This is a genomic window from bacterium (genome assembly GCA_030693205.1).
Classification (GTDB): domain Bacteria; phylum Patescibacteriota; class Minisyncoccia; order JAHIHE01; family JAHIHE01; genus JAHILZ01.
The window spans coordinates 109,696-131,038 of record JAUYBG010000006.1; the positions used below are offsets into that span (position 1 = coordinate 109,696).

A 21,343-nucleotide genomic window follows, 5' to 3' on the forward strand; every position below is an offset into this window, starting at 1 on the left:
ATAAACTCGCCCTTAAAATTAAAAAAACGCGAGATTACGCTAAAAACATAGCCGTGTTTGCTTAATAGCCCCAAAAACTGTATAATAATGTATGATGTTATTATATTAGCAATAACGCCTTATGTCAAATATAGAAATCAAAACCGTAGAGCTGACTATCGCGCCAAAGAACGAAAGATCCAGGGCTTTTTTGGATACCTGCGTTTTTGAACCGGAAAATATCGAAGAACAAAACCTGGGCAATCTATATATTACCGGCGAAATCGCTAAAATCCCTTCAAACTCGGAATATCTTATAAACCTCCTGGTTTCCACGATAAGAAAAGAATATTATTCCAATACCAGCCGCTCTCCTATCGAAAGCCTGGAGCAAAGCTTGAGCAAGACGAACGAAGTGCTGGCGGATTTTGCCGAACAAGGCAATATTGAATGGATCGGCAATTTGCACATAGTCATTGCCGTATTGAAAAACGACACTCTCTATTTCAGCCAGACGGGACTCGCGCAAACTTTTCTTCTTCGAGACAAAAATGTGATCAATATCGGACTGGATCTGGTCAGCGATCCGAAACCCCATCCGCTTAAAACTTTTTCCAATATTGCCAGCGGACAGATCAGCGAAGGCGATAAAATAGTATTGGCCACGTCGGAGTTCAAAAATATCGCCACCGAACTGAAGATCAGAAAAATTTTCGGCGAAGGAGTGAATGAATTTTTTGAAGAAAAAATAGAATCCAATCTGGGTAAAAATATAAACGTCGCGATAATATTTCTGGAAGTCAAAAAAAAGGCGTCTTCGACGGGCATCAATTTCATAAAAATACTAACGGAACCGAATCTCGAAAATCTGGGAATAAACCCGAGGCAGGAATTGGATCTCCGCGAGACGCAAAAATTCTCTCCGAAATTCCCGGGAGACAATGACCGGGTCGAAGAAGTGATCAACGAGCTGAACTTGCAAGAAATGGAAATGCCGGTAAGCCAGAAGATCAGAAGGGCGGCAAAAACGGTCAAGTTCGTCGTTGAAAGTATCAAAAAAATAATCATTTTTTTCTACTTTCTTGTTCGAAAAATTATAATTTACATTTATTCTTTCTTGGGGCCGAAAATAAGCGCCTTGATAAATTATCTTTTAACGAAAATCGGTAATTTCATCAGGTCTGTTTCCTTATTCGCAGCGATCATCGAAACAATAGGAAGCGTGTCGGATACCGCCAGAGAAAAAATCAGCAGCGCCACTCCCCGATATATCAAGAACCTCTCTCTTAGAAATAAAATAATAATTACCGCCGCCCTAATCATCGTGGCCGGGGCCGTTTTTAGCGTTTCTCTTTATAACGATAAGAAAAAAGAAGAAAATAATATCCGCACTTTTTCCGCGCTTCTTGAAACTGCCAAAAAAGCCCAGAAAGACGCTGAAATTGCCCAAGCGAATGAAATTTACCAGGGAAAAGATAAAACTATCGGCTTTGTCAGAACCGCTTTATCCACTTCCGAAAAAATCATCCAGTCGGGTTATTTTGTAAATGAAGCGCGAGCGATAAAAGAAAACGCGCTGAAACAAATGGATAAAGCGGAAGGGATCACCAGGCTGAACGGCATCTCTAAAATTTTTGATTTTGCCGCCCGTTCCAAAAATATCCGCACTGACGGCCTTGTTTGGCTCGGGAAAAAATTATATTCATTCAATTCCGCCAACAACGCTATCTATAAATACGACCTCGCTCTGAAAACCGGCGAGATCATGGCGGTAAATTCCAAAGACATCGGGCATCTTAAGATCTCTATAATAGCCAATGCTGAAATAGTTTTCTTCACCGATCTGCCGGGAACCGCCTCTTACGAACCTTCAAAAAGCGATATTAAAAAATTATCAATTAAGTTCGCCGAAAAAGAAAGCGATATAGCCGGCATTGCGTTTTATAAACAAAACTCCAGCCTTTACGCCCTTAGCAAAAACGATAATGAAATTTACAGGCACCGCTCGATTGCCGCGGGCTTTACGATTGGAGAAAAATGGACGAAAGGAACGGAAAAAAATCCACTGCTTATCAATCCGGTATCCCTGGCGATAGATGGCGATATCTATGTCCTGCAAAACAACAATATCGATCCGATCGTAAGATTGACCAAAGGATCAAAAAATGATTTTTCAACTCCCGACCTTTTCATACCGCTCAATGAAGCTACGAAAATAGCCACGGAAATCGGAGCAATGAATCTTTATATACTCGATCCGAAAAATAAGCGGGTGGTGGTGATCGCCAAAACCGGAAAAGTGGTAAAACAATTTGTCAGCGATAAATTCGACAATTTAACCGATATCGCGATCAGCCCGGCGGAAAAAGATATCTATGTCCTGAACGGCACTTCGGTGTATGAAATCGCGCTATAATCAAAATTAAATTTTTTAATAAAAAATAACCGGAATTTAGACTCACTAAATCCGGTTTTATTTATGTTTAATTTTATTAATTGCTTTTCTATTTTTCACCTTCGTGAATTTCTAACTTTGCCATTTAGCCAGTATATGGATTCATCAGCGGGTATCTGTCTCTATTGCTGCCTCCGGGTATTGGATACGGGATATCACCTATGCCGTCGCCATTCAAGTCTATGCCTGTGTAGTCTGAATAATAGTTGCCTACAGTGCCATTGTCCCACTGATTGCTGCCTGTGTCGTAACAATTGAGACTATTGTTAACAAGATTATTTTGGTAAACTTTGTTGTAGACAGAAGCTTCCAAAACGATCCCATAGCTGTTATTCGAGGCGCTGTTGCCATTCAATGTGTTGTTATTGCTGGACTGCCACAGATAGATGCCGTTACGATAGTTGTTTGATACATTGTTGCCAGTCAGAGTGTTGTTGTTGGAAGAGTGCAGGAATATACCATCAAAATTATTCGAGCTGACATTGTTGTCAATCAGAGTATTGTTATTGTTTCCGTCTTCCGTCAGAATACCGTGGGCATTGTTCGCGCTAATATTGTTGCCAATTAGCATATTATTGCTGGAAGATACCATACTGATACCGAAGTAATTATTCGAGGCTTTGTTGTTTATCAGCGTATTATTATTGGTATAATACAGAGATATGCCGAAGTAGGCATTAAGGTTGGCTTCATTATCGCTTAATCTGTTGTTATCAGAAGTAACCCTAATTCCTATATTAGCCTTGATCATTTTAAAGCCTTTCAGAGTGATTCCATCGGCAGAAAGCGTAATCGCGCTTCCGTTACTATTGGCATCTATGACAGGATTTCCAATTCCTTTCAGTATTAACTGCTTATTTACATTTACGTTTTCATAATACGTGCCGCTGTAAACATCAATCTCGTCTCCAATACTTGCATCGTTGATGGCTACCTGAATACTTGTGTAGTCAGTATTTTTATTGACATTATGCACAGGTCCGGTGGGTGCTGGTGTTGGCGTGGGTGTTGGGGTCGGTGTTGGAGGCGGTGCTGGCGCGCTGATAGTAAAATATCCATCGCTAGCATCGGTACGTTTTGAGTTCTCCATACTGGTAACAACTATCCTGTAGTCTGTTCCTGTCTCATGAGTGGCAGGAATAGTCCAAAGATACGAGCCATCGCCGTTATAGTCTGTCGGGACAAAAAAGGCAATGAGTTCGGTGAACAAGGAAGAAGAACCTTTTTGAAGTTCAATTTTTACCGAAGTTGTCTGCTTTCCTGTATACTTCCACTGGATCTTTTGCTCGCTTCCAGCTGGCCAGTTTTCTCCGCCGTTGGGAGAGAGAACTGTGAGTTTTTGTTTTGGTGGAATTGGTGGTAATAGGTGTTCATTAATAAACGCTGATGGATTATACCATGTATCAACCTGTTGTTCATGAGTAAATTTTTTACATGGTTGCGAGTACCCTACATATGGCCAATTACCGCAAACATTAGCATTTATAGAATCTAATCCCTTGCGGATACCAAAATGTAAGTGTGTAAATAACCACCCACCATTTTCTGAACTATTTCCAATATATCCAATTATTTGTCCTTTACTTACAGAATCTTTATTGCTTACATTAAGACCTTTACCTAAATGGCCATAGAGAGTAGTTACGTCACTATTTGGGTGTTTGATTATAACTACATTTCCATACCCTTTCTTTGGACCGGCAAATATGACAATACCATCGGAAGCGGCTTTAACTTGTATAAGTGGATCTGCGGGTATGTCTACGCCCAAATGGTAACCGCTAGATCCATTTCCATCCCAGTTATTTATCCACCAGTTTAAACCAAAGCCACGTGATTCGTTCCACGGTATATCAAGTGGATATTGAAAGGTGTTATTTGCTGCCATTGCTATGCTGGAAAATAGTATTACTATTATTCCAGATACAAGCACTGCACTTACTGTATTTCTAATTTTTTCTTTCATTTCTGATCACTTTTCTCCTATATTGTTTTTTATTTCTCTATCGATACCTTGGAAATCTGTTAGATTCCTCGTTTTTTTTATTCTCAATTTTAGTGTGCATTTTAGCTCCTTTTTATCACTTTTTGTTTAAAGTGAACCTATGTAGATTAGTATATCTTAGCTAATTTGTCAATAATTTGCACACATAGTTATTATAGCAATAGTTTGACTTAAAAGATTATTTATGGTAATTTTATAATGTTAAAATAAATAAATTAAAATTCATATGAAATTATCTATTACTGAAAAAACTTTACTTCTAGCCGGAATAATTTTAGCTATACTACTTTACACTGTAGCTGTATATGAAAGTGGAAAAAAGACACCTGTCAGTTTAACTCCCACTCCAAATGCTTCTTCGATATTATTAACTACTCCCGAGACTGATATATCAAACTGGAAGACTTACACCAATAATCAATATGGATTTGAAATTAATTATCCTGAGAATTTAAAAACTGAACAGCCTGTTCCTAATGTTTTTATTATCTATGCACCAAACAATATAGAATATCTACAAATTTCTAATGCTAGCGATACAATACCGCCAAGACCAGAAAACTATATTCCTAATCTTGCAAAATTTGTTGGTACAGTAAATATCGGCGATAAAAAGGCGGATAAATATTATACCAATAATCCGCAGGGCGAGGGAGGTATAATCGAAAATACTTCTTATACAGATTACGTTGTTATTCTAGACGAAAAACGATGGGTACATATCAGTTATTTTGGTGAAAAAGAGATCGCAAATTTGTTTGAAACAATTATTTCTACTTTTAAATTTTTAAACAAATAATAATAGAAAAAACAACCTTTCGCGGGTTGTTTTTTTAAATTAATTTTACATTTCTGTTTGATTTATTTCATTTCTGATCACTTTTTCTCCTGCCTTAAGGCAAATTTATTCGATTTTGAAGGTACTGTGTTATTTTTCCTCCGTTGGTAATATTAAAGGAAATGGAGTATTTGTCAAGAGTTTGTTATTGTAAAAAGCAAATTAAAAAGCGAGATTTTACTCGCTTTTTGGAAAATTATTCTAAGTCTAAATTTTAAATCTATTCTATAAATTTAAAAGTAGAGAGCATTTGATTAAAAGTATCTTCCAATAATTTTTTTTCAGAGACACCAAGAGCCAATGCATTAATACGACTAGTTATTATAAAGGAAAAGTTTTGTTTTGGGTACTCAACTGCAAAAGAAGTACCCCCCCATTTTTCATCCACTTGACGAATAAATGACAAATCATTAATCAAAACTTTTTTCTCTATTGTGTTCTTCGATTTTGGATATACTTTATAGTAATCTTCGAGTGACCCACTGCTTACTATTATTGCAATTGGATCTACTCTGCTTTCTTCTAACAAATAAACTTTATTTTTAGGGAAAAAATTAATTAGACTTATAATAGGTTTTATTGCTTCTGGATTTATTATTTTAGCTTCTTCAGCTACCCATTCAGGATTCTGAGAATATTTTATTTCAAACCCATATTCTTCGTTCCCATAAGTCTTCCAGTCCGAAATATTAACAACAGGCGTTGGTTCTACCGTCGGTTGAACCGTACCCAGCGGATAATTTTTAAGTGGATAATAGATATAGATATTTATACACAACGCCGCAATAAGAGCAAACAAAACAATGACAAAAATTAAAAGTGATTTTGAAGATGATGATTTATTTTCAGCCATAAATTATTTTAACAATTATATTTTCATTCTAACATAAAAACGCAAAGCTTACAACCACTACGTCTAATACGCAAAAACTCCACAGATAAATCTGTAGAGTTTTTAAGCATAAATTGCTCTTGTTCTTATTTTAATTCTACGGTTGCGCCAGCGGCTTCCAATTTTTTCTTGATCTCTTCAGCTTCAACTTTTGAAGCTTTTTCTTTGATCATTTTTGGAGCGGCATCAACCAGATCTTTGGCATCTTTCAAGCCCTTGCCGGTAACTTCCCTGACCACTTTGATCACGGCAATTTTTTGATCGCCAGCGGCTTTTAATTCAACATTGAATTCGGTCTTTTCTTCAGCGGCGGCAGCGCCAGCGGCGGCAGGCATTGCGCCCATCATTACCGGAGCTTGGGCGGATACGCCGAATTTTTTCTCCAAAACTTTCACTAATTCCGCCAAATCAAGAACGCTTAACTTCTCGATTTTTTCAACCAGATCCGCGAATTTCGCCGGAACTACAACTGCTTCTTCTTTTTTTGTTTCTTCTGCCATATTTTTATTATTTATTTTATTAATTTATTAAAATTTATTAATTAACTTCGCTGTTCGCAATTATTTATTGCTTTTTTCGCTCTGCGTCCCGGTACCAATCCGCCATCAAGCGGATGCTACGGGACTGCTTTGATCGTTTAGTTTCTCTTCTTTATCTTATTTTTCCAAACAAGATAATTCTGTTTTAATTTTTTAATTCGGATTTTGCTTTTAAAACATTGATCAAACCAACTACATTTCCGTTCAACACTCTTACAAATCCGGTCAAGGGCGAAGCAATGACATTTACCACCTGGCCTCTTAATTCCTTCTTGCCCGGCAATCCGGCCAATAGTTTAATATCGATAGCGTTAAAAATCTTCCCTTCAATAATACCCCCGACAATTTTCAGCGCCGTAACTCCGCTTTTTATCATCTGGTCGACCACTTTTAATGCTCCAGTTTCCCCTTCATAATCGAGCGCGACGCCGATCTGCCCTTCCATCTCGCTGATCTTCGTCTCAGGCAATCCGGCTTCTTTGATAGCCACGTCCAATAAAGTTTTTTTAGCCACTTTATATTCGGATTTCTCGGCTCGCAGCGCTCTTCTTAATTTTTCCGCGTTCGCCACTGTCAAACCTTTATAGCTTATAAAAACCGCCGCTTTGATCTTGGCAAGTTTTTCTTTAAGTTTTTTTACTTCATCTTCTTTTTTTTGCCGCAATAATGATGCCATAAATTTTATTAATTTAAATTAAAAAAATCTGTGCCGTCCACAGAATTTGTTTGAATAACTAAAATACGAATATTTCAGTTTTTTCATCCTCGACAGGTCTTATTCGGGCTTTAAAGCCATTCGCCTGTTGTCTGTGGATAACTTTATTTTTGATAAATTAAGTATACTACTATATAAAATTATGTCAAGCCTTATGTGATTTTTCGCCTGCAATATCAACTTTTCAGCTGTAATCTCTTTAACTGCATAATCTCATCCCGAATCAGCGCCGCTTTTTCAAACTCGAGATCTTTCGCCGCCTCGCGCATTTCTTTTTCTTTTATCTTCACATATCCGTCAATGTCTTCCAAATGCTCGATATTAATGAATTCCGGCGCGACCTCCGGCTTTAACTCGTGATCAATGATCGATTTGATGGATTTTTCGACCGAAGCCGGAGTGATATGGTGCGCCGTATTATATTCTTTCTGGATCTCGCGCCGGCGATTAGTTTCACTGATCGCCCGCTTCATCGAACCGGTAACTCGATCCGCGTAAAGAACTACTCGTCCCCGGATATGGCGCGCCGCGCGGCCCATCGTCTGGATAAGCGAAGTTTCCGAACGCAAAAATCCTTCCTTGTCCGCGTCCAAGATCCCGATCAATGACACTTCGGGCAGATCAAGGCCTTCCCGCAAAAGATTAACACCCACCAAAACATCGAATTTTCCTTTTCGCAGATCCTCCAGGATCACTATTCGATCAAGCGTGGAAACCTCGGAATGCAAATATCTGGATTTTATTCCAAGCTCGACAAGATGCTCGGTCAGATCTTCGCTCATCCGCTTGGTCAGAGTCGTCACTAAAACTCTTTCTTTGCGCGCCACCACTTTTTCAATTTCTTTTAGCAGATCTTTTATTTGGCCTTGTGCCGGACGGATGACAACTTCCGGATCAATTAATCCGGTAGGCCGGATGATCTGTTCCACGACTTGAGTGGAATTTTTCAGCTCGTATTTTCCGGGAGTCGCGGTCGTATAAATCGCCTGATTGACCTTGCTTTCAAATTCAGCAAATCTCAACGGGCGATTATCGATCGCCGAAGGCAGCCGAAATCCATATTCCACCAAATTAGTTTTCCGCGATCTATCGCCTTCATACATGCCTCCCAGCTGGGGAATCGTAATGTGCGATTCATCGATCACAATCAATAGATCCTTAGGAAAATAATCCATCAGCGTATAAGGCGCCTCGCCTGCCGCGCGGCCGGTCAGAAACCGCGAATAATTTTCAATGCCGTTGCAATAGCCGATCTGGCGCATCATTTCCAAGTCATAGCGAGTCCGGCGCCGCAATCTTTCCTCTTCCAAAAATTTATTATGTTTTTTAAAATAACCGAGGCGATCTTCCAGCTCGCTTTCAATTTTATCAAGCGCCTCTCCCATTATCGGTTCCGGCACGACAAAATGCTTGGCCGGAAAAATATCAACGTGCTTTGGGTTTTGAATAATATTCCGGTTTAATTCATTGAGGATCTGGATTTTTTTTATTCGATCGCCGTCAAGCTCAATATGAATTATCCAATCATCCGACGGCGGCATAATCTCGATAATATTGCCTTGGGCGCGAAACACGCTCCGCTTCAAAACCACGGAGCGGACATAATGCAATTTTACGAGATTCTCAATAATATCATCTCGCCCGATGATCTGTCCGACCGCAAACTGCGTCACAAAATCCTTATAGCTCCCGGGCGAACCTAAACCGTAAATACAAGAAACCGTGGCGCAAATTATCACGTCGCGGCGGCTCATCAACGCTGAAGTGGCGCGATGGCGCAATCGGTCAATTTCTTTGTTTATCTCCGCTTCTTTTTCAATATATGTGTCACTGGAAGCAATATACGCCTCCGGCTGATAATAATCGTAATAACTGACAAAATATTCCACGGCATTAGCCGGAAAAAATTCGCGAAACTCGCTAGTCAACTGGGCGGCCAAAGTCTTATTCGGCGCGATCACGAGCGTCGGTCGCTGAACGGCCGCAATTACATTGGCAACAGTAAAAGTCTTGCCTGAACCGGTCACACCCAATAATGTCTGATGCCGATATTTTTTCTTCACCCCATCAATAAGCTGTTTTATTGCCTTAGGCTGATCACCCTTGGGTTTGAATTTGGATTGTATTTTAAATTTATGCATAATATTCTCTGTTATTGCAAATTCGCTTTTTTTCTGTCATTGCAAGCCCTGTATTCAGGGCGAAGCAATCTCAAAACTCGACTATAGATTGCTTCGTCGCTTCGGCTCCTCGCAATGACAAATGAAAGTATTTACTAGTTTTATTGTAGCATTTTGGCGAACTTTGGCAAAAAAAGAAGGGGTTTAATGTCCCCTGTCAAAATCGCTGCTTGGTATTATCGGTTTCGCTTTTTTTCTATTCATTCTGCTAACAAATATACAGAGTAATATTATAGCCACAATGGTCAATATTGCGATTATAATAACGGCTATTAAAATTAATGATGCATCTACTGTCATTTTTTCCTCCTTATCCCAAATCCTAAACCAAAATCAACCGAAAGTCAACACCCTAAACTATGCCGCCTTAATTCTTTCCTAATTCGCAAATAATCCGGAATTGTTTTCGCGACTAAATTCCAAAAATTTTTCGAATGATTCATTTCTCCCAAATGGCATAATTCATGCACCACGACATAATCAACTATGTGTTCGGGAAGAAACGCCAGCTTAAAATTAAAATTAAGATTTTTCCTTCTTGAACAGCTTCCCCAGCAAGTTTGCTGGCTTTTTACCCGAATTTTATTAAAAGCAAAATTATAAATATTATTATAATATTCCAAACGCTTTCGCACCATCTCCAAGGCTGTCTGGCGATGGGTCAGATAAGCATGCCTTTCGTTTGGAAAAGATAAAGGTTTTTTAAAATCCTTAAACTCGGCGGTTTTTTCCAAAATCCAACCCGCTTTCTCGCGCATAAATCTTTCCAGATCTGATTCTCTGAATTTGCGCGGCACAGTCACCACAAATCTCCCGCCGCCATAGATCGCGAATCTTATTCTTCTCGCGCGAACGCTTATTTTTAAAATATACTCTATCTTTTCGCCGCGAAGTTCAATATATTTTTTCATAAAAATATATCCGATAACAGTTCTCGGAAAAAATATTATTTTCTCCCTAAACTTCAAAAATCTTAAATTTAATTTTTTACTACAAAAGATAATATTTACGTAACACTTATTACTTTCGTAAAAATAATGCAAATATAGAAATAATAATAGCAGCAATTGATAGTAATGTAGCAAAAGGATTTTTTTTAGCATCCTCTAAAAAATATATCCAACCACTCTTTCCTTTGGTTGTCAATATAATGCTTTCGGAAGTAAAGCTAACACCTTCATCATAATCAGGTCCATATTTACTATCTGCGTAAGCGTATTTAATAGCTTCTTGTGTACTTATCATTAAAAAACCATCCATTTCCATTCTTTTTAATTCCGCTCTTATACTATTACTTAGGATTACAGGAGTTTGACCTCTATGTTTAAGCAATGGATATTTTTCATTATAACGCCTTGTAATTAGTCTATAATTTGGAAAATCAAGATATTCTTCAACTGAATAATCACATAGCAGATCTCCAAAATTATCGGCATAAGAGTTTTGAAAACCACTTTCTTCTTCAAAATGTCTTAACAGTTTTATAAGATTTTCTCTCATGCCGCATGAAACAGTCAACGATCCCTTTATTGTTTTTACACTATCGGAAAATAAATTTTTTAAGAAAAATAATCTCATATTTTTATCTCCTAATCTTCAAAAATTTAATTTTCCTCTTTCAATTTCTTAACCGCTTTGGGTAATTTTTTGTCTTCCGACTTTAATTTTCGCTCAAGTTTTTTTGTATCCTCTTCCGGCGGCAAAGCTTCCGGACGAATACCGCTTTTAACAAGCATATCCCGCATATTTTTATTATTCTTTACATGCTCCGAAGTAATTGGCGTTTCGCCTTTAAGCGCTTGGTCTTTCTTTAAATTAAAACTGGTAATTTCAGTAGCCAGATCTTTAGCTTTTATAGTAACGCTCGGCAAAAAATCCGCCAGCGGCCGTTTATCCGGTATGCCGAGTTTCTTTTTCATCTCTTGAGTATTGTATCCGCCAAACAAAGCTTGATCGCCTTTGCTGCGAATTCTAGCAAATCCTTGGCCGTCAACACCACGCTCAAATAAAACCCCAGAAAGTTCCTTTTCAGAAATTGAAAGTTTCTCTCTGGCGTGCACTCGCTCCCATTGCGCCAAACGCTGTTCCACGATTTCCTGTTTTCTGGTTTGGACGGCAAAATAAGTCATAGCAAAAGCAATCTCATCTTTTCGTGGATCACCATTCTGAGCTATAAGATAACAGGCGTAGCGAGTTAACATAATATCGGCTATTTCTTTGCTAGCTCCTTTAGGCATCGGTATCGTTTTGCCGGCGTCGGCAAAATGATCGGAAACCTTTTGCTTAGCGGTTTCACAAGCTGTTTTTGCTTTATTGATAACATTTTCAAAATTGCTCCATTTGTCATAACCCAATAATCCTTGCAGTTCACGAGCATACCAAAACTCCACCCCGTCTTTTTCATGAGCGCAATCTTCAAAATTTTTATGCAACCTAACAATTAGTTGTTTTTCCATGACTCTATGATGATTTTTTGTTAAAAACAAAATCCCTTCTTTAATATTTTCAAAAAACTATACATCCAAATTCTTGACCGCTTTGGCATGAGTTTGGATGAATTTTTTGCGAGGTTCCACCTCCGATCCCATCAAGATATCAAAAACCTGATCCGCCGCCGCCGCGTCCTCAACCGTCACTTTTCTCATAAAACGCTTGGCCGGATCCATAGTGGTATCCCAAAGCTGCGCGGGGTTCATTTCTCCCAAACCTTTGTACCGCTGAATCGAAATTCCCTTTATTACGTCTTTTTCGTTTTCTTCCGCAGCTTCCGGCACATCGGTTTCCGTTTCCACCACTTCCGCTTTTTCGCCTTTTGCTTTTTTCTCGCTTAAAAGATCCTTAATATGCTTGTCTTTCTCTTCATCGGAATAAGCATAGCGAAAAGTCTTGCCGTGGCTGACCCGATAAAGCGGCGGTTGAGCGATAAAAATATTGCCTGCGCCTACCAAACCATTGAAATGCCGATAAAAAAGCGTCAGAAGCAACGTCCGAATATGCGCTCCATCAACATCGGCATCGGTCATAATCACGACTTTTCCGTAACGAAGATTTTTGATATCGAATTGGTCGCCGATTCCCGTGCCCAAAGCGATGATCAAAGACTTAACTTCATTGTTGGCGATCATTTTATCTATTCTGGCACGCTCGACATTCAAAATTTTCCCCCGCAAAGGCAAGATCGCCTGAAATCTCCTGTCGCGCCCTTGCTTAGCCGAGCCGCCTGCGGAATCTCCTTCAACGATGAATATTTCGCTTTTTGTCGCATCGCGTTCCGAACAATCGGCTAATTTTCCCGGCAATGCCAAACCTTCCAGCAAACCCTTTCTGATGACTGAATCTCGAGCCGCTCTAGCCGCCATGCGTGCCCGAGCAGAAAGCAAACCCTTGCCGATAATTTCCTTGGCATCTGCCGGATGAGTATCGAAAAAATCTTTTAATCCTTCCAGGCACACCGAGCTTACGAATGATTTAATTTCAACGTTTCCCAGTTTTGCCTTGGTCTGGCCTTCAAATTGCGGTTCTCTCAATTTCACGGAAACTACCGCAGTCAAACCTTCCTTCATATCATCAGAAGTAAGATTTTCATCCTTTTCTTTTAAGTAGCTTTGCGCTCTGGCGTAATCATTTACCGCGCGCGTCAAAGCCGATTTAAAACCCACCAAATGAGTTCCCCCGTCAACGGTATAAATGGTGTTGGCGAAAGTATAAATATTTTCATTAAAATGCTCATTGTACTGGAAAGCGATCTCGCAAGAAGTATCCTCGCCGCTTTTCTCGTAATAAAAAACTGTCGGATGAATGACTTTTTTCCCGCTGTTAAGATATCGGACATAAGTGCGCACGCCTCCCTCGAAATAGAACGAATGCGCGTAAGATAAATCAGGAGCTTCTTCCGTTACTTTTTTCCCAACGGCTACTTCTCTCCTGTCGAAGACGCTGATATGCACTCCCTTGGTCAGATATGCCTGCTGGCGAAGATGAGACAATATCTTATTATAATCAAATTTTATCTCAGGAAAAATTTCCGAATCAGGCTCAAAGATCACCGTTGTTCCGGTTTCATCTTTTTCCACCTTACCAACCACTTTCACCTCAAAAGACGGCTTGCCTTTTTTATATTCCTGAGCGTAGATCTTATCGTTGCGTTTTACTTCCACCCGGAGCCATGAGCTCAACGCGTTAACTACCGATACGCCGACTCCATGCAAACCTCCGGAAACTTTATACCCTTCTCCGCCGAATTTTCCGCCGGCGTGAAGCATGGTCATAACAGTTTCCAAGGCTGATTTTTTGGTCTGAGCGTGCTTATCCACGGGAATGCCGCGTCCATCATCCGCCACTCTCACCTGATTGCCGGGCAATAATTCAACGATAATATTTTTAGCGTATCCGGCCATCGCCTCATCAATGGAATTATCGACAACTTCCCAGACCAAATGATGCAACCCTTCCAAGCTGGTTCCGCCGATATACATACCGGGGCGCTTTCGGACAGGTTCAAGACCTTCCAAAACCTGGATCTGTTTGGCGGTATATTCGCCTTTATTCGCTGCCGCTTTTTCATTTTTACTGTTTACCATAGTTTTTAATTAATGTTTTAACTTATACTTATAATCTTCGTAATTTCCAAGATATTTCTTGACTTCGTTGTTCCCGACCTCCCAAATGATATTAACGACTTTATTCAGAACATGCCTGTCATGAGAAACCATAATGATCGGACCTTTAAAATTTTTCAGAACCTCCGCCACCGCGTCTTTGCTGGCCAGGTCCAAATGATTGGTCGGTTCATCAAGCAAAAGAATATTGGAATTATTCAGGATCAATTCGGCAATTGCCACTCTGGCCCGCTCGCCTCCGCTCAAAGCCCCAACCAGTTTAAAAGCATCTTCCCCGGAAAAAAGCAAAGAACCAAGAATACTCCGGATCGCCCCATCGGCGACTTCGGTTTTCGACCGCACTTCATCCAAAATATTCTTATCAGGATCAAGCTCTTCGTGCGCTTGAGCATAGTAACCTATTTTAGTATTTCCAAAAAACTTTATTTTTCCTTCCAGGGCTTTTTCTTTATAAACCAGCGTTTTCAGAAGCGTCGATTTTCCCGCGCCGTTCGGCCCGATTATACCAATCTTATCGTTCTTTTCAACCTCCCAAACTCCTTCCATTGTCAATAATGGCATATCTTTTGCCCCAACCATCAGATCTTCAATTTCCAAAACTTTTGCCGGCAATCCTTCCGAATCTTTCAGCTTGACTTTAATTTTTTTCTTCGCCGTTTCGGGATCTTCTATTTTTTCCATCTTATCAAGTAATTTAATCCTGCTGTGCACTTGCCTTGTTTTTGTAGCTTTATATCTGAATCGCTCAATAAATTCTGACTGCTGAGATAAATATTTTTCTTGCCTCTTAAAAGCTTCCTCTTGTTTCTTGAGATTTTCCGCTTTCTGAATCAGATACTCCGAATAATTACAGAAATATTTTTCAATTCCGGTTTTATTAAGCTCATAGGTCTTGTCGCATATCTTATCCAAGAACTGATGATCATGGGAAACTACGATCAGCGCCATCTGCCATTCAGCTAAAAAACTTTCCAGCCATTCGATTGTTTCCAAATCAAGATGATTGGTCGGTTCGTCCAAAATCAGGATATTCGGCCGGCATAAAATAATTTTTGCCAATGCCAGGCGAGTGCGTTCTCCGCCGCTTAGAGATTTAACTTTTCTTTTCCAGTCTTTTTCAGGAAAATTGAATTTTTTCAAGGTTTCTTCCACCTGCCTTTCATATTCATAACCCTTGCTCGATTCGTATAAATGGCTCACTGCGCCATACTCGGCAACTTTTGCTTTCAAATCTTTTCTTTTCGTGTTCGCGATCAGCGCTTCGTATTCTTTCTTTTTATTTATCAGATCGCAAATCTTGGAATCGGCGGTTTTTGCTTCTTTCAATATTTCATTATCCAAAGAATCCCAGTGCGTTTCTTGCGGCAAATAGCCAAAACGAATATCTCGATATCTGGCAACAGACCCGCTATCCGGCTGGAACAATCCGATGATTATTTTAAGCAAAGTGCTTTTTCCCGCGCCATTCGGACCGATTATCGCAATCCTATCTCCGCTATTCACCACCATCTCGACATCGGAAAAAACTTCCTGTCCCAAAAACTTCATTGAGATGTCGTTCAATATCACCAATGGTTCATCAATATATTCATAATTAACTTCAATATCACTTTTCAACATAAATAAAAAATTAACCAAATAAAAAATTACCGCGCAACTATCGCTTTCTTATCTCTATCAACCCTCGAGACAATCAGTTAAAATTTTATAATATTGTCTAAAAGTCATATTCGCTCTTATACTCTCAGGCTTACGCCGAGTTTATTTTTTAATTCCGCGATTATTTTATCCATAACTTTCTTTACTTCTTCGTCTTTCAGGGTTTTTTCCGGCGACTGAAAAACAATATGGAAAGCCAGACTTCTCTTGCCGGCTAAATTATCGGTAATAATGTTTTTTCCTTCGTAAATATCGAACAATTCAATATTCCTGACCAATCCGCTTCCCGCGCCATAAACCGCTTTTTCGATCTGACTCCATAAAATGTTTTTCGGCGCCAATACGGCAATATCCAGCTTAACGCCCGGAAATTTAGAAAATTTCTTATAAGTAATTTTTTCGGCGGCGGCGATCGCCGCGATCTTTTTAAAATCCAGATTGAACAATCCGACTCTTCCTTCGATTTTAAAATTTTCTCTTATTCTCGGATCTATTTCGCCCATAATACCGACAACGCTCCCGTTAACTGATAAAAATGCAGTCCGTCCCAAATGCCAAACCGGCATATGCGCGCATTGCTCCGAGACAGAAGAATATACGGCGTTTTTTATTCCCAAAAAATTCAATAGCAATTCCACTGTTTCTTTTGTTTGATAGAACAGCTCTTTGGAATTTTTATCATAAATTACCCCGGTCAGCATAAATTTTTCGTCAACGCCGCTCGCGCCCGGCGCAAACGATCCATCAAGAGCGCAAGTATTATTGCCCATATAATTTCGATAATAAACTTTTCCCAGTTCAAAAATTTTTATTTTTTCATCCGCCAAAGTCCGGCTATTATCCGATATATTATTCAGGACGGAGGGAATCAGGCTCAAGCGTAAATATTTATGCTCCGGATTAAGAGGGTTGGCCAGCTCCAAATGATGCTTACTGCCCGTACCCGCGTTGGATAGATCTTTTTCTCCGATAAATGAATCGTTATATGTTTCGGTAAAACCATTGGCGATCAGCGCGTTTTTCATCTTGTTCCGATAGCTTACGGCCAAATTTATTTCCGGCAAAAATAAATCCACTTTCGGCGGCGCCGGAACAATCTTCTGGTAGCCATAGATCCTGCCTATCTCGCGAATTACTTCTATCGGCCCCGTAATATCCAATCTTCTAGTCGGCACGATAATTTCCAAAGTTTCTTTTTTAATTTTTCGCGCTTTTAATCCCAGATCATTTAAAATTTTGATAATGTTTTCCGCGGGAATTTTAACGCCCAAAAGTTTCTCCACCGCGAGTAGCTCAAGCTTTATTTTTATCGGCCTGGTTTTCGCGTGATAAGCATCGATCACGCCGCGCATAACCTCGCCGCCGGAAATTTCCTGGATCAATTCAGCTGCTCTGTTTAACGCTATCAATGTCAAATTCCTGTCCATTTCCCGCTCAAAACGATAAGAAGAATCTGAAACTAACCCTAAGGATCTCGAAGATTGCCGAATATTCACAGGATCAAAACTCGCCGCTTCGATCACAATATTTTTTGTTTTATTTGTTACACTGGAATATTCCCCGCCCATAATTCCGGCAATAGCCAGCGGTTTTTTAATATCGGCAATAACCAGATTGTTCTCGTTCAATATATATTCTTTTCCGTCCAGTGCCGATATTTTCTCGCCTTTTTTCGCCTTCCGCACAATGATTTTTTTCGATTCAATTTTGTCAAAATCAAATATATGCAAAGGTTGCCCTGTTTCCAGCATCACCAAATTGGCGATATCCACCAAATTATTGATTGGCCTGATGGATGACAATTTCAGCTTATTTTGGATCCAAAGCGGCGCGGGCGCCACCAATACATTTTTAATCACTCTGGCTGAATAGCGGCGGCATAATTTTTTATCCTGTATATTCACGTCAATTATTTTTTTTACGCTTTCTTTTTTATTTTCCGCGAATTCACTCTTAGCGCCATCATAGATCCCTTTTTTCGTCTTCCTGGCAAGCACAGCCGCAATTTCCTGAGCGATGCCCCAATAACTCAAAGCATCATGAGCTCTGTCAGGCAAAATATTCAGATCTATAAGCGTATCTTCTAAATTCAAAAAACGAGCAACGGACATTCCGATCTTAGCCTCCTCCGGCCCGCCTACCGGCGAGGCAGGCCCGCCTAGACTCGCGCTAGTCGAGGCAGGCAAAACAAAAATTCCCGCGTGATTAACGCCCAGACCTAACTCGTCCTCCGCGCAGATCATACCATAAGATTTTACTCCCCTCACCTCCCGCTCTTCAATTTTTATGCCATTGGGGAGTTCCGCGCCAACTAATGCCACGGCTACTTTTTGCCCTGCCGCCACATTGGGAGCGCCGCAGACTATCTCTAAAACTTTCTTGCCCGTGTTTACCGTTGCAACCGTCAATCTATCGGCATTAGGGTGTTTTTTGATTTCTAAGACCTTGCCAACAATAACCTTTTCCAGACCTTTATCCATCTTTTCAACCCCTTCCGCTTCAAAAGAATGCATTGTCAAAACTTCAGCCAGTTTTTCCGGCGATTCTTTGATGTCAACGTATTCTTTCAGCCAATTATAGGAAAATTTCATAGATCTTAATATTTTAACTCTTCTGTTAAAGCAATGTTTAAATTTTATTTAAAGCTCATTTTAGCGACTCAAATAAACAAGTATTTTTATTTATTCTTTTGAAGAGCTAAAATTAGAGCGAGGTGTGACTAAGCTTTTTAAAAAATATGGTACCGTCCGAGCGTCTTTAAATAAAATTTAAACATTGCTTTAACTTTATTTTAGCTACTAACTAAAACTGTTTCAAAAATCTCAAATCGCCGCTGTGAAATAATCTAATGTCATCAATGCCATGCAGCATCATCGGAAACCGATCCAAACCAAAACCAAAAGCAAACCCTTGATATTTATTTTTCGGATATCCGGCGGCGGTAAAAACTTTTTGATTGACCATTCCCGCGCCAAAAATCTCAAGCCATCCGGTTCCTTTGCAAAGCCGGCAGCCTTTTCCCTGGCAGATCATGCAACTGACATCTCCTTCCAGTCCGGGCTCGACAAAAGGAAAATAGCTCGGCCGTAATCTTATTTTCACATCAGCCTCAAAAAAATTACTAAAGAATGTTTCAAAAACACTTTTAATATTGGCTATATTTATATCCTCTCCCACCATCAATCCTTCCAGCTGAAAAAAAGTCGATGCGTGCCGCGCGTCTGTCGCTTCATGGCGGAAAACCCTGCCTGGAACAATAATCCTGAAAGGCGGTTTATTTTTTTGCATATATCTTACTTGCATCGGCGAAGTATGAGTCCGCATCAATAATCTTTCTGATTTGTTTGGGATTTGGGATTTGGGATTTGGGATTTCATGGTTGCCGCGCAACCAGAACGTATCCCACATATCCCTCGCCGGATGGCTGGCAGGAATATTCAACGCGTCAAAATTGTAAAACTCGGTTTCTATCTCCGGACCCTCCACGATCTCAAAACCGAGAAAAGAAAATATTTTTTCCGCTTTTTTTAAAGTTTGAGTGATCGGGTGCAAATGCCCGGCAGAAATTTTATTTACCGAAGCGGTTACGTCAAGCTTTTCGCTTTCAAGTATTTTCCCGTATTTGAGATTTTCCAAATATTTTTTCTTTTCATTCATCTGTTTCTCTAATATCAACCTGATCTCATTAGCAAGCTTGCCGATGTTTTTTCTGTCGCTCAGCGGATATTTTTCGAGACTTCTGAGAATATGCGTCAAATCACCATTGCGGCCCAAATACTTAACCCGCAGATTTTCCAATCCGTTTATTTCCTGCGCTTTGGAAATTTCTTCCAAGGCGAATGATTTAATTTTTTCGATTTCTTCTATTATACTCATGATTGGAGCTTAAATAATATGCTTCGATAAATATTACGAAAATGATCAATAAAATCACGTTAACCAAGTTCAGCATCTGCAGACTTTTAAGAATTAGCAGGGTATCGATCGCCAGCGCGAAAATGATCGCCTGGCGCACCGAATTGGATAGAACATTAAAAGGCATTTTTTGGGGAGAAAAAATAGTTCTGGAATAAAAACCGATCAAAACTAAAAATCCGGAAAGCCACAAAAAAAGACTGAAATAAAAAAGAAATAAACCGCCTATCCCGGCGCCGGCCGGATCGCTGAGCGCGATCACCGCGAACCAGGCTATAAAACAAATTAAAGTTGAAATCGCTATTCCAACCAAAAAACTCCGAATAGTCATAAAAATAGCCTAAACTAATGGTCAAAAATTCTTTTTTAAATAAACGTTTCTTTTTATATGAATAAAAAGACAGCCTTTTACTTACTTATATTTTACACTATTTTTCATCAAAAGGCAAGGGAAAATACTTGCAAATACTTGCCAAAAATCCATTTAAACTGTATACTTTTAGAGTGTTTTTATCGCGGGGTAGAGCAGCGGCAGCTCGCAAGGCCCATAACCTTGAGGACGCTGGTTCGAATCCAGCCCCCGCAACTATCAAACCCATAACTCATAACATATAACTAATAACGATAAAAAATTTTTTGTTATAAGTTATGGGTTATTGATTATGAATTGATTAGGCCGGGATAGCTCAGCCGGTTAGAGCGTGGGACTCATAAGCCCAAGGTCGAGAGTTCGATTCTCTCTCCCGGCACAAAAATCATTGATTTGAAATTTTAAAACCTGATTATTCCGCGCAAGGCGGACCGTTGGTGTAGCCCGGTTAACACGTCTCCCTGTCACGGAGAAGACCGCGGGTTCAAATCCCGCACGGTCCGCTTTGATTGGAATGAAAAATTTATTGAATTTTATAAATCATAATAAAAAGCGCTTTTGGCGCTTTTTATTATTTGCGAAAATATTCCTACATAACTTCCAGGTCTTCCATCGCCCTCTCGAAAGCGGCAACCGCTTTTTTCGCTTCTCCTTCGGAAAGCTTGAAATTTACATCATGCGACAAAGAATTTCTCACTCGATGCGCGTTCCAGACATCGTTTATATTTTGAATTTCGCTCGGATGAACCTGATTTAATCTCTCGTTAAAAGTTTCTCCGCTATAACCCAGACGCCTTAACACTTCGTCAAAAAACTTATCAGCCTCGATAACCGCCAAACGCCAGCTCGATTCCTGCCCCGCTTGAACTAATTTAGCGATTTCACTCCAGCCGCTAATTGTAATTTTTCTTTCTTCGCCTTTTCCTTGGCCTATGATATTCTCGATGCCTGCCTTGACTTCCAAGGCGGTTTTTTTAGGCCTGGCGGCGGATACGATCAAAATGATCGCCACCAGCAAAACAAAGCTATAAATAATTAAAATGATTTTAAAAAAATAATAAACCTTCAAAGCAAAAGGGGATGTTTGCAAAGATGAAACCATGTTTGTCGCGGAAGCAAAATCGTTGGCGGTAATAGCGGCTACTTGTAGTAAAAACATATATTGTAAATTAAACTA

Annotated in this window: 16 protein-coding genes and 3 tRNA genes; 5 read left to right on the plus strand and 14 right to left on the minus strand. The window is 39.7% G+C overall.

Annotation, left to right across the window (positions count from 1 at the left end; all coding sequences use genetic code 11):
• Positions 1–121: 121 nt before the first annotated feature.
• On the plus strand, positions 122–2,395 hold the full coding sequence (locus tag Q8N37_01435) for a hypothetical protein (protein MDP3057169.1): 2,274 nt from the start codon (positions 122–124) through the stop codon (positions 2,393–2,395).
• 124 nt (positions 2,396–2,519) lie between these two features.
• On the opposite strand, the gene Q8N37_01440 is transcribed toward Q8N37_01435, so the two are convergent.
• A complete protein-coding gene (locus Q8N37_01440; GenBank protein MDP3057170.1) occupies positions 2,520–4,322 on the minus strand; it encodes a NosD domain-containing protein in 1,803 nt (600 codons plus the stop codon).
• Between the two features lie 343 nt (positions 4,323–4,665).
• Between Q8N37_01440 and Q8N37_01445 the strand changes: the two genes are divergently transcribed.
• On the plus strand, positions 4,666–5,238 hold the full coding sequence (locus tag Q8N37_01445; protein MDP3057171.1) for a hypothetical protein: 573 nt from the start codon (positions 4,666–4,668) through the stop codon (positions 5,236–5,238).
• 259 nt (positions 5,239–5,497) lie between these two features.
• On the opposite strand, the gene Q8N37_01450 is transcribed toward Q8N37_01445, so the two are convergent.
• From Q8N37_01450 to Q8N37_01505, 12 genes are all read right to left on the minus strand, one after another.
• Positions 5,498–6,130: a hypothetical protein gene (locus tag Q8N37_01450; protein ID MDP3057172.1), complete on the minus strand. Its 633-nt coding sequence runs from the start codon at positions 6,128–6,130 to the stop codon at positions 5,498–5,500.
• A gap of 125 nt (positions 6,131–6,255) precedes the next feature.
• On the minus strand, positions 6,256–6,669 hold the full coding sequence (gene rplL / locus Q8N37_01455) for a 50S ribosomal protein L7/L12 (protein MDP3057173.1): 414 nt from the start codon (positions 6,667–6,669) through the stop codon (positions 6,256–6,258).
• 184 nt (positions 6,670–6,853) lie between these two features.
• Complete coding sequence (gene rplJ / locus Q8N37_01460) at positions 6,854–7,384, minus strand: 50S ribosomal protein L10 (protein MDP3057174.1); 531 nt, start codon at positions 7,382–7,384, stop codon at positions 6,854–6,856.
• A 215-nt stretch (positions 7,385–7,599) separates the two neighbouring features.
• On the minus strand, positions 7,600–9,564 hold the full coding sequence (gene uvrB / locus Q8N37_01465; GenBank protein ID MDP3057175.1) for an excinuclease ABC subunit UvrB: 1,965 nt from the start codon (positions 9,562–9,564) through the stop codon (positions 7,600–7,602).
• 383 nt (positions 9,565–9,947) lie between these two features.
• Positions 9,948–10,514: a SprT family zinc-dependent metalloprotease gene (locus Q8N37_01470; protein MDP3057176.1), complete on the minus strand. Its 567-nt coding sequence runs from the start codon at positions 10,512–10,514 to the stop codon at positions 9,948–9,950.
• 109 nt (positions 10,515–10,623) lie between these two features.
• Complete coding sequence (locus Q8N37_01475) at positions 10,624–11,181, minus strand: hypothetical protein (protein MDP3057177.1); 558 nt, start codon at positions 11,179–11,181, stop codon at positions 10,624–10,626.
• Between the two features lie 26 nt (positions 11,182–11,207).
• Entirely contained in the window at positions 11,208–12,059 is an 852-nt protein-coding gene (dinD, locus tag Q8N37_01480; protein ID MDP3057178.1) for a DNA damage-inducible protein D, read from the minus strand.
• Positions 12,060–12,116: 57 nt separating this feature from the next.
• Complete coding sequence (gene gyrB / locus Q8N37_01485; GenBank protein MDP3057179.1) at positions 12,117–14,183, minus strand: DNA topoisomerase (ATP-hydrolyzing) subunit B; 2,067 nt, start codon at positions 14,181–14,183, stop codon at positions 12,117–12,119.
• Positions 14,184–14,192: 9 nt separating this feature from the next.
• Positions 14,193–15,842 (minus strand): ABC-F family ATP-binding cassette domain-containing protein, encoded by a 1,650-nt coding sequence (locus Q8N37_01490; GenBank protein MDP3057180.1) that lies wholly within the window; start codon positions 15,840–15,842, stop codon positions 14,193–14,195.
• A 116-nt stretch (positions 15,843–15,958) separates the two neighbouring features.
• Positions 15,959–18,472, minus strand: a complete 2,514-nt coding sequence (gene pheT / locus Q8N37_01495; protein MDP3057181.1) for a phenylalanine--tRNA ligase subunit beta — start codon at positions 18,470–18,472, stop codon at positions 15,959–15,961.
• Positions 18,473–18,683: 211 nt separating this feature from the next.
• On the minus strand, positions 18,684–19,757 hold the full coding sequence (gene pheS / locus Q8N37_01500) for a phenylalanine--tRNA ligase subunit alpha (protein ID MDP3057182.1): 1,074 nt from the start codon (positions 19,755–19,757) through the stop codon (positions 18,684–18,686).
• Positions 19,726–20,127, minus strand: a complete 402-nt coding sequence (locus Q8N37_01505) for a hypothetical protein (protein MDP3057183.1) — start codon at positions 20,125–20,127, stop codon at positions 19,726–19,728. The genes pheS and Q8N37_01505 overlap by 32 nt, the downstream gene beginning before the upstream one ends.
• Before the next feature lie 183 nt (positions 20,128–20,310).
• On the opposite strand from Q8N37_01505, the gene Q8N37_01510 reads away from it, so the two are divergent.
• From Q8N37_01510 to Q8N37_01520, 3 genes are all read left to right on the plus strand, one after another.
• Positions 20,311–20,382: transfer RNA gene (locus tag Q8N37_01510), tRNA-Met, on the plus strand.
• A gap of 89 nt (positions 20,383–20,471) precedes the next feature.
• Positions 20,472–20,545, plus strand: a tRNA-Met gene (locus Q8N37_01515).
• 49 nt (positions 20,546–20,594) lie between these two features.
• Positions 20,595–20,669: transfer RNA gene (locus tag Q8N37_01520), tRNA-Asp, on the plus strand.
• 86 nt (positions 20,670–20,755) lie between these two features.
• Here Q8N37_01520 and Q8N37_01525 read toward each other — a convergent pair.
• Complete coding sequence (locus Q8N37_01525) at positions 20,756–21,325, minus strand: hypothetical protein (protein MDP3057184.1); 570 nt, start codon at positions 21,323–21,325, stop codon at positions 20,756–20,758.
• Positions 21,326–21,343: the final 18 nt, after the last annotated feature.

Excerpts from the sequence above, each read along its gene's own strand:
- Q8N37_01470 (MDP3057176.1), bottom strand. The coding sequence starts at position 10,514 with ATGAAAAAATATATTGAACTTCGCGGCGAAAAGATAGAGTATATTTTA.
- Q8N37_01440 (MDP3057170.1), bottom strand. The coding sequence starts at position 4,322 with ATGGCAGCAAATAACACCTTTCAATATCCACTTGATATACCGTGGAAC.
- Q8N37_01490 (MDP3057180.1), bottom strand. The coding sequence starts at position 15,842 with ATGTTGAAAAGTGATATTGAAGTTAATTATGAATATATTGATGAACCA.
- Q8N37_01525 (MDP3057184.1), bottom strand. The coding sequence starts at position 21,325 with ATGTTTTTACTACAAGTAGCCGCTATTACCGCCAACGATTTTGCTTCC.
- pheS (MDP3057182.1), bottom strand. The coding sequence starts at position 19,757 with ATGAGTATAATAGAAGAAATCGAAAAAATTAAATCATTCGCCTTGGAA.
- pheT (MDP3057181.1), bottom strand. The coding sequence starts at position 18,472 with ATGAAATTTTCCTATAATTGGCTGAAAGAATACGTTGACATCAAAGAA.
- Q8N37_01450 (MDP3057172.1), bottom strand. The coding sequence starts at position 6,130 with ATGGCTGAAAATAAATCATCATCTTCAAAATCACTTTTAATTTTTGTC.
- Q8N37_01475 (MDP3057177.1), bottom strand. The coding sequence starts at position 11,181 with ATGAGATTATTTTTCTTAAAAAATTTATTTTCCGATAGTGTAAAAACA.
- Q8N37_01445 (MDP3057171.1), top strand. The coding sequence starts at position 4,666 with ATGAAATTATCTATTACTGAAAAAACTTTACTTCTAGCCGGAATAATT.
- Q8N37_01435 (MDP3057169.1), top strand. The coding sequence starts at position 122 with ATGTCAAATATAGAAATCAAAACCGTAGAGCTGACTATCGCGCCAAAG.
- rplJ (MDP3057174.1), bottom strand. The coding sequence starts at position 7,384 with ATGGCATCATTATTGCGGCAAAAAAAAGAAGATGAAGTAAAAAAACTT.
- Q8N37_01505 (MDP3057183.1), bottom strand. The coding sequence starts at position 20,127 with ATGACTATTCGGAGTTTTTTGGTTGGAATAGCGATTTCAACTTTAATT.
- uvrB (MDP3057175.1), bottom strand. The coding sequence starts at position 9,564 with ATGCATAAATTTAAAATACAATCCAAATTCAAACCCAAGGGTGATCAG.
- gyrB (MDP3057179.1), bottom strand. The coding sequence starts at position 14,183 with ATGGTAAACAGTAAAAATGAAAAAGCGGCAGCGAATAAAGGCGAATAT.
- dinD (MDP3057178.1), bottom strand. The coding sequence starts at position 12,059 with ATGGAAAAACAACTAATTGTTAGGTTGCATAAAAATTTTGAAGATTGC.
- rplL (MDP3057173.1), bottom strand. The coding sequence starts at position 6,669 with ATGGCAGAAGAAACAAAAAAAGAAGAAGCAGTTGTAGTTCCGGCGAAA.